General features: G+C 41.8%; 9 protein-coding genes. 5 read left to right on the forward strand and 4 right to left on the reverse strand.

The features are described 5' to 3' along the window. Positions 1–81 precede the first annotated feature (81 nt). Positions 82–555, forward strand: a complete 474-nt coding sequence (locus KP803_RS18020) for a GNAT family N-acetyltransferase (RefSeq protein ID WP_248010253.1) — start codon at positions 82–84, stop codon at positions 553–555. Positions 556–593: 38 nt separating this feature from the next. Then, positions 594–2,012 (forward strand): bifunctional NUDIX hydrolase/phosphatase PAP2 family protein, encoded by a 1,419-nt coding sequence (locus KP803_RS18025; RefSeq protein WP_248010254.1) that lies wholly within the window; start codon positions 594–596, stop codon positions 2,010–2,012. Positions 2,013–2,124: 112 nt separating this feature from the next. Here KP803_RS18025 and KP803_RS18030 read toward each other — a convergent pair whose 3' ends face one another. Continuing rightward, positions 2,125–2,940, reverse strand: coding sequence for a Cof-type HAD-IIB family hydrolase (locus KP803_RS18030; protein ID WP_248010255.1), 816 nt, complete (start codon positions 2,938–2,940; stop codon positions 2,125–2,127). 212 nt (positions 2,941–3,152) lie between these two features. On the opposite strand from KP803_RS18030, the gene queE reads away from it, so the two are divergent. Both queE and queC read left to right on the forward strand, forming a co-directional pair. Further along, positions 3,153–3,803 carry a 7-carboxy-7-deazaguanine synthase QueE gene (gene queE, locus KP803_RS18035; RefSeq protein ID WP_248010256.1) on the forward strand — a complete coding sequence of 217 codons (651 nt, stop codon included), beginning with the start codon at positions 3,153–3,155 and terminating at the stop codon, positions 3,801–3,803. A gap of 58 nt (positions 3,804–3,861) precedes the next feature. After that, the gene (queC, locus tag KP803_RS18040; RefSeq protein ID WP_248010257.1) at positions 3,862–4,557 is read left to right on the forward strand and encodes a 7-cyano-7-deazaguanine synthase QueC; all 696 of its coding nucleotides are present in this window, start codon (positions 3,862–3,864) and stop codon (positions 4,555–4,557) included. Positions 4,558–4,639: 82 nt separating this feature from the next. Here queC and KP803_RS18045 read toward each other — a convergent pair whose 3' ends face one another. From KP803_RS18045 to KP803_RS18055, 3 genes are all read right to left on the reverse strand, one after another. After that, positions 4,640–5,005, reverse strand: a complete 366-nt coding sequence (locus KP803_RS18045) for a DUF2750 domain-containing protein (RefSeq protein WP_248010258.1) — start codon at positions 5,003–5,005, stop codon at positions 4,640–4,642. Between the two features lie 131 nt (positions 5,006–5,136). Continuing rightward, positions 5,137–5,748: an OmpA family protein gene (locus KP803_RS18050; protein ID WP_248010259.1), complete on the reverse strand. Its 612-nt coding sequence runs from the start codon at positions 5,746–5,748 to the stop codon at positions 5,137–5,139. A gap of 1 nt (position 5,749) precedes the next feature. Continuing rightward, complete coding sequence (locus KP803_RS18055; RefSeq protein WP_248010260.1) at positions 5,750–7,054, reverse strand: TolC family outer membrane protein; 1,305 nt, start codon at positions 7,052–7,054, stop codon at positions 5,750–5,752. Positions 7,055–7,434: 380 nt separating this feature from the next. On the opposite strand from KP803_RS18055, the gene KP803_RS18060 reads away from it, so the two are divergent. After that, the coding region (locus KP803_RS18060) for a tandem-95 repeat protein (RefSeq protein WP_248010261.1) at positions 7,435–8,568 on the forward strand (1,134 nt) is incomplete at its 3' end.

Consider the following 8,568-nt stretch of genomic DNA (forward strand, 5'->3'; position numbering starts at 1 on the left):
GCCCCGATTTTAAGGGGCTTTTTCACGTAAGTTTCTATACAATCGGAATTATTATTACTTTATTTGTGTCGCGAAAATATTATGCTATCAATAACAATCTCCGCCGGTCAGATGTCAGACATCGAAGAATTGAATGCGATGATGTTTGAGCTTCATGATGAGCACCATCTTGCCTGTCCTGAATTTTTTAAAACCGCCCATGATATTGAACAAGAGAAAAGTATTTCTCGCTATCTTGATGATCCTGAGTGTTTGGTTTTTGTTGCCAAGGTAGAGAACAACATCGTTGGGTTTATTACTGGGCATTTTAGCGAGTTGGTTTCAAGCGTCAGTAAACCGGTTCAAATGGGAAGTATCGATGAGCTCTATGTTCGTAAAGCGTACAGGCATCAACATATTGCCAATCAGCTTTGCTCTACATTACATCAACGTTTTAAAGAGTACGGCGTTGCTCAAATTTTCGTTGAAGTTTGGGAATTTAATTCTTCGGCGCAAAAGTTTTATCAGCAGTTGGGGTTTGATCATCATATCCACTGGTTGCGTAAATCGATATAAACAACACATTTAGTTTTTACATATGGAAGGGTTTTAACGTGATTAAGCGAATGCTATTGCTTATATTAAGTAGTTTCTCATTAGTATTTTCATCTTTTTCAATAGCTTCAGATATGCCAGATTCAATTCGTGGCGCACTATGTATTGTTAATGCCGATGATAAAATCGTGCTTGTGAATGAAATATTAACCAAAAAAATATCATTACCCGGTGGCACTATTAACCCGGGGGAAGCACCTAGCTTGACCGCGCAGCGCGAAACCTGGGAAGAGACAGGGCTAGTCGTCACGGTTGGTGATGTGCTTGGCTACACTGACACCGCCGTTATCTACGATTGTGTTTCTGAATCTGAAATCATCGCCTACGAGTTTAATAATGACTTTGACGGCAACACAATGCCAATATGGTTCGCGCCACACTATGGTGTAGAAGTTTCAAGTGCCATGCTGCTATCTCCGACAAAGCTTCCATACGAACGCTACCGTTATCCAGAACAGTGGGATGCGATAAAAACATTATATTCAGCGTCTACTGAACAATCAGTTACTTATGTCGGTAATTTGATTGAAGCAGCCCCCGCTCTTAATCAAGCCCAGTTAAGTTGGGTTTTGACCCTGCAGCAAACCATCTCAGGGGCGCCAACATTTATTAAAAATAGTGTGGGCTTCGTTAATACTCTAGTCGGTCAATTGATTAAGCCTTGGGTACTGTTAGTCGCATTTCCACTTCTGTTATGGCGATTTGGTAAAGAGTTTAGTTATAAAGTTTTCTTTGCGATTACTGTGACATCGCTATTAAGCCTTGTGGCACAACAGGGATTCTCAATACCACGACCACATGCTTATATGCCATCTATTAATATGATGCACAGCTATGGCTTTAGCTTCCCGAGCTTGCCTATCGCTGTGTGGTTTACGGTGTTTACGTTATTACTACGAAAAATTGAGCCTGAATTTAAAAAGACGTTGGTGATAGGTTTTGGATTGTTTATCGCTATATTGAGTGTATTCAAGTTCTATAGTGGGACGGCATTGATATGGGATATGGTTATTGGTGCTGTGCTTGGTGTTTTAGTGGCGTGGCATATCATCCGATTGGACACGAAACCAGATGTCGATGTTCAAACCTTATTATGTTCAAGAGCGTTATGGATATCTCTCACGCTTGTGGCGGTTGTTCTAACCGTTATTTGGCCACTACCAGTGTTTACTGAGTGGTTAGCGGTACTCGTGACGGCAACAGGCTTAGTGATGACGCTGGATAGAGAGAAGCAAAACGTATCTTTAAAGAACATTATTTCGATGATTATTGTGCTACTGCTGCTAAACCAACTTATATTATTTGGTGCAACGTTTTTCTCTTACAGCAGTGTTATGTCGTTGGTAATAGAGTCATTCCGATTCCCTATACTAATGCTCACTTATGTTGGATGTGCTCGAAAATTTAGCTCACATTGATGTAGGTTGATCTCCAAAATGACAAAAGCGCTCTATCTCTTTATTAGTGATAGGACGCTTTTAGTTTGGTGCCGAGTAACAAAGTTCCATTACCAGTGTTTATAACCATTGTTTACTCACAGGGAGAGAGAAGAAACTTGTCAATGACAGCGGCTACGCCATCTTCATCATTACTAGGTGCAATGAAATCAGCCAGCGCTTTAGTCTCTTCCATTGCGTTACTCATAGCAACGCCTAGTCCTGCAAATTTAATCATGTGATTATCATTCTCTGCGTCGCCAACACAGATGATTTCTTCCGCGCTGATTTGCAAATAGTCAGCGATTGCTTTAATGCCTAGACCTTTATTAGACTCTAGATTCAAGAACTCTAAGAAGAATGGGGCACTTTGAACAATGGTATAGCGACTATGAAGTTCAGCGTGTAGGCCTTTGATTGCTTTGGTTAACTTTGACGGCTCTCCGACAATCATGACCTTAATGATAGGGTGATCATCGCTAAGGCCATCAAAACTCATCTCTGTAATATTAAGGCCATTGATCGTGGCTTCTAACTGTGTGTATTCACTATTAACGGGAGTGATTAGGCCATGCTCTTCACTAAAGGCATGCACATTTAGACCAAGTTGATTGGCAAGTTGTGCTACTTCTTTAGCTGCTTTCCCATTAATGATTCTACGATGAATGACCTTTTGGCTTCCAAGCTCCTTAACCATTGAGCCGTTGTAGTACAGGACGAATTCGTTGTTGCCATCGATACCAAGCTCATTGAGTTGCCTTTCCATACCATCAATAGGGCGACCTGAAGCAAGTACAACTTTGGTTCCATTTTCACGAGCAGAAGCGATTGCTCGTTTTGTATCGCTCGATATTTGTTTGTCACTGTTTAGAAGTGTGCCATCCATATCTAACGCAATTAGCTTATACATAACTTACCTAAAAAAAATACCACAATGTGCGCAGCTTAATTAAATTTTTTCAGTTCTGCTAGTGATAGTTATATGACGTCTAGGTTGACTATGCATATTCAGAAATAGCCGTTCGGATAGTGGTAAAATTTGACCTTCGAGACAGACTCCTTTAATGTCTCCGTCCTAGTTTGAAACACCATGGGTAAGCTAAGTTGTATAAGTTAAATGAAATGTTTGAAACCATTCAGGGTGAAGGCTTTTTTACAGGCGTTCCTTCCGTTTTTGTAAGGCTGCAAGAATGCCCAGTTGGTTGTGCTTGGTGTGACACCAAACAAACATGGGAGGCGTTGGAGGAAGATCAACGTCCACTTAATGAAATCTTAGTGAAAACAGAAGATAGCCCTTCATGGTGTGGGGTTAGTGCAGCAGATATCGTCGATGTGTATGTTAAACAAGGCTTCAATGCCAAGCATATTGTCATCACCGGTGGTGAGCCGTGCATATATGACCTACGACCGCTCACTCAAGCATTTGAAGATCATGGATGTCAGTGTCAAATTGAGACAAGTGGTACATCTGAAGTTCAAGCGACTGAAGAAACATGGGTTACGGTGTCACCAAAGGTGGCAATGAAAGGCAAACTGCCTATTATTACGAGTGCATTAGAGCGCGCTAATGAAATAAAACACCCTGTAGCCACACAGAAAGATATCGATCATTTAGATGACTTGCTTAGCCAAAGTAACATTGATGATAGAACAGTTATTGCGCTTCAACCGATCAGCCAGAAACCACGTGCGACCGATCTTTGTATTGAAACGTGTGTAAAGCGCAATTGGCGTCTCTCTGTTCAAACGCATAAGTATCTAAGTATCGCCTAGTTGTCTTATGGACGAAAATTGGGGTATAGAAAGGGCATTGAGCCTAGTGGAAATTGAAATGAAAAAAGCAGTTGTAGTATTCAGTGGTGGGCAAGACTCCACGACCTGCCTAGTAAAGGCGCTTAAAGAATTTGATGAAGTGCATGCGATTACGTTCGACTACGGACAAAGGCACCGACTAGAAATTGAAGTGGCTGAAAATCTAGCTAAAGAGTTGGGTGTGGCGGCACATAAAGTAATGGATGTGACACTTCTTAATGAGCTTGCGATCAGTTCATTGACTAGAGACGATATTCCAGTATCTCACGAGCTTCAAGATAATGGTTTGCCAAACTCATTTGTTCCTGGCCGCAATATTCTATTTCTGACCTTAGCGGGAATCTATGCGTATCAGATTGGTGCAGAGACGGTTATTACCGGTGTTTGTGAAACCGATTTTTCTGGTTACCCAGACTGTCGTGATGAGTTTGTTAAATCAATGAACACAGCGTTGGTTCAAGGGATGGATCGACAGTTTGAAATCTCAACGCCGTTGATGTGGTTAAATAAAGCAGAAACTTGGGCAATGGCCGACAAGTATGAAGCGCTAGACCTCGTTAGAAATAACACACTGACATGTTACAACGGAGTGCTAGGAGATGGTTGTGGTGACTGCCCATCTTGTGATTTACGAAAATCGGGCCTAGATGAGTATCTACTTAATAAAGAAAAGGTCATGGGTCAGTATACCCTAAAGGTTGCTGGTTACTCCTAGTGATAATGGCTTGGTAAAGCTTAAGTTACATACAAAAAAACGTCGCTAATGGCGACGTTTTTTATAAAGCAGATAAGTTAGCTTAGTTAGCTACTTTTGCTAAATATAGCTTAGCTAAGTCTGAAGGCTCAATTTCTTTACCTTCTAATGACTCATTCCAGTTAGTGCCAATAAGTACACCGTCTTCAGCCAGAGTCAGAAGCCAATCTTCAACAAAAATATCCAGTGGAATCTCAAGAACTTCGAAGTCTGCCCACTCTTCTACATTGTGGTGCTTTGCATCTTCTTTTGAAGACCAAAACGGCATCACTTCACTTTGTTCAAACTCACTAGAGTCACATGCTAACCAACCTTCTTCATTTCGTAGGCCCCAAACCAGTTTGTTCTGGCATGTTTCAGCAATGAATAGCTCTAGGTTAGCTTCGATATCAGCGGTTAATTTAGTCATGGTAGTGTTCTCAATAGATTAGACGGCGCTAGGTTATCATTTTCGATGGTTAAACTCATTATAAAATGAGCACAAAATAAAAAAGGACGCATAGCGCCCTTAATGAAATTATTCTAATGGTAGATTGCCGACTATTTAGCAATCTTATTAAAAATCGTCCACGCTTCTTTTACTGAACCTTTATAACCAACAACGGTTGCCTCAACCTTTCGATTCAGTGCATGACTTTGCTCATCATCACCGAAGGCGGATAATGAGGTATCGCCATAACCGACAATCGTGATTCGAGTATGGCTCACACCATTTGAGATAAGAGCATCTTTAATACTATTCGCTCTCTTTTTGGATAGATTCAGGTTGTATTCTGCGCTACCTGTTTTACTTGCGAAGCCTTGAAGCTCAATGGACGTAGAAGGGTAACCTTCTAAGAACTCAGCCATAGCACGTACTTGCCCTAAGAAGACTGAGTTTAACTCAGCAGAATCATTACCAAACAGAATGTTGAGTTTCATCTGCTCTTCAGTCTTGACATGAGTTTCACAGCCATCATTATCAATTTCGGAAGCCAAAGGGGTCTCAACACAAAGATCTCGTGCGTTGATTACACCGTCCTTATCATCATCGAGTAAATCTTCAACTTGAATCGCGACAGGTGTTTCAATGTATTCGTACTCGTCACTTGCTAGAACCGGAGCAGTAAAAATATAAGTGGCGACAAGTGTGCCAATAAGGTGCTTTTTCATTTTAGTACTCCACCTTTTGATTCCATTCATCAGGAGTTGAAACTCGCAGAGCTGATAGTAAGTTACCAGACGCATTCATGACACGATACTTCGCATATTGTTCATCGTATTTCGCATCAATATAGCCTTTACGAGCTTCAAACAATTCATTTTCTGTGTTGAGCAAATCAAGTAATGTGCGCTTTCCAAGACCGTATTGTTTTTCATAAGAGATAACGGTTTCAGATGCAGAGTCAACATGGTCAGCTAAGAACTCTTTTTGCTGAACGGTTAAATCAAGGGCACTCCAAGAAAGCCTCAAGCCTTCTTCAACACTTCGATAAGTGCGATCTCTAAAGTCCTTGGCTTTGTTGAGTTGATATGCGTAACTCTCAGTACGATCAGAATCAGAGCCACCGTTGTATAAGTTATAACGCATACGTAGCATCGCAGAGAACTCGTCACTACTTCCTTCTATTCCGGCCGCATCATCGTACCAAGTTTGAGCAGCTTCTATAGAAAGCGTAGGGTAGTTCGCCCCTTTAGATTGCTCATATTGGAACTTTGCTGAGTCGATATCTGCTTGAGAGATCTTAATGACAGGATGTTGTTGAAATGCAGTATCAACAGCGGCATCCACTGTTAAGGGAATCGCCATTTGATCAGCCATAGGGAAAGTAAGACCAAGAGGGGCTTGACCAACAATTCGTTTAAACTGCGTATGGACATCAAAAAGGTTGTTTTGTGCAGCAAGCAAATTACCGTGTGCTTTTGCAATACGAGCTTCTACTTGCGACATGTCAGCGGTGGAACCTATGCCTGACTCTACTCGCCTCTTAATGTCTTTATAGATGTCTTTATGCTTTGCTAGATTACTTTCAGACAGGCTAAGAATTTCGTAGGCTTTTGTAGAGTCTAGGTAAATCTTGGTTACTTCTAGTGCCATATCTTGTGCGTCAGCGAGTAATTGGAACCTTATAGACTCTGCATCGGCTGCTGTTCGATCCATATCGTTTAGAGTCGAAGAGCCATCCCATAGCAATTGAGTTAGCGTAATCGTGGCGTCTTTTCTCGTTAAGTCAGTATCGTTGCCATTTACGGGGTTTATCCCTTCGTAACCAATGCCAGCGTCTAAGTCAATGCTTGGTAGATAAGCACCACCAGACGCCTCTGAGAGGTATCGCTTACTTACAAATTCATTAAAGGCAGCTTTAATCTCAGGGTTCGTTTTTAATGTATGAGCAACAGCTTGCTCTAAGGTTTGGCTTTGGCTTGGAAAACTTATGGCGATTAGAGCGCTAACTGCACTTATTCTATTCCACTTCACTCTGTCTCTCCTTGGACAACAACATCGTTAGTCGCGATTATATCGCGCGTCAATAAAGTAACACAAAATATTTTAAAGACTAATGGTTTAAGTACTCTCCTGTAACAATTATGTTACGCGTGTCATATTTGAGACCCTGTTCTAACCAATATTGAGAATCTGCATTTTGGAATGTAGATCAAATTTATTTTGTGATCTTGGTTCATTTAAAGAGTGTGATGCGTGTCTATATAAGACATGGTCAGCGTTGCTGAAATGTTATGTATTTAGTTTTGTTTGCTATGTATTGATGGTAATGTATATCAGTTATGAATGGAATTTTGATGGGGTCATTAATTTGACTCTTTCTGTATTTAAAGTTGGACGAAGCAGAGGCTTATATGGGAATCGGTACTTTTATTAATGGTAGCAACTTGGCTGCTGGACAAATAGTGGTTGTAGACATTAATGGAAATCTAAAAGTATTGGGTGAAGGTGAACAACCTTTACCGGGAGAGGTACTCATTAAGAGTGATGGTTCATTAGAAGAGCAGCCACAACAGCCTCTGCAAGTTGAAATTGTTGGAGAGAATGGTGAAAACCAAGATATTTCAGCAGAAATTGAAGACATATTTGCTGCCTTAGAAGAAGGGCAAGACCCGACTCAGTTAGGGGAAGAATTCGCAACGGCCGCCGGTGGTAATTCAGGTTCAAGTTTAACATCTTCTGCAAGTTTAGAGCGTGATGGTAGCGAAACCATTGCCAAAACAGATTTTGATACGCAAGGCTTAGAGGCTTTAGGCCTTTCTCAAACCCAGAGCCTGACTCTCCTTCAGCAATTTCGTCAATTTGCCCCGACCTTTGTTGACGCAACGGGAACCGATCAAGGTGATAGCCTTGCCGTCACGACCGACGAAGATACCCCAATCAGCGGACAATTCACCGCAACAGACAGTAATGGCGATAGCCTTGTTTATGCACAAACAGAAGCACCAACGAACGGCATAGTAACGGTTAACCCAGACGGTTCTTGGGAATATACTCCAAACGAAAATTATAACGGCCCAGACAGCTTTACCGTTGAAGTAACTGATGGACAAGGTGGTGTCGATACGCTTGTTGTTGAGATCGGGGTTAATCCGGTTAATGACTTACCTGTTGCTGAAGATGCAACGACGATAACAGAAGAAAACACGGTACTTGAAGGCCAAGTTCCTGCTGCAACGGACGTAGATGGTAACCTTGATGAAGAGGGTTACACCTTGGTTGAAGGGTTAGGTGACGGTAATGGAAGCTTAGTCTTCAATAAAGACGGCAGTTACACCTTTACGCCGGGCACCGACTTTGATGCATTGCCAGAGGGGGAGTCACGAGAGGTGACGTTCACTTACACAGCAAGCGATGACTTAGACGCTGTTAGTGAAGCGAAGACCATTACCATTGAAGTAACGGGCACCAATGATTTGCCTGTGGCAAACGTAGATACGGGAAGCGTTGATGAAAACAACAGCGTGACCGTGGATGTCTTGGCCAAC

It is taken from the genome of Vibrio amylolyticus, assembly GCF_023145695.1.
GTDB classification, from domain to species: Bacteria; Pseudomonadota; Gammaproteobacteria; order Enterobacterales; family Vibrionaceae; genus Vibrio; species Vibrio amylolyticus.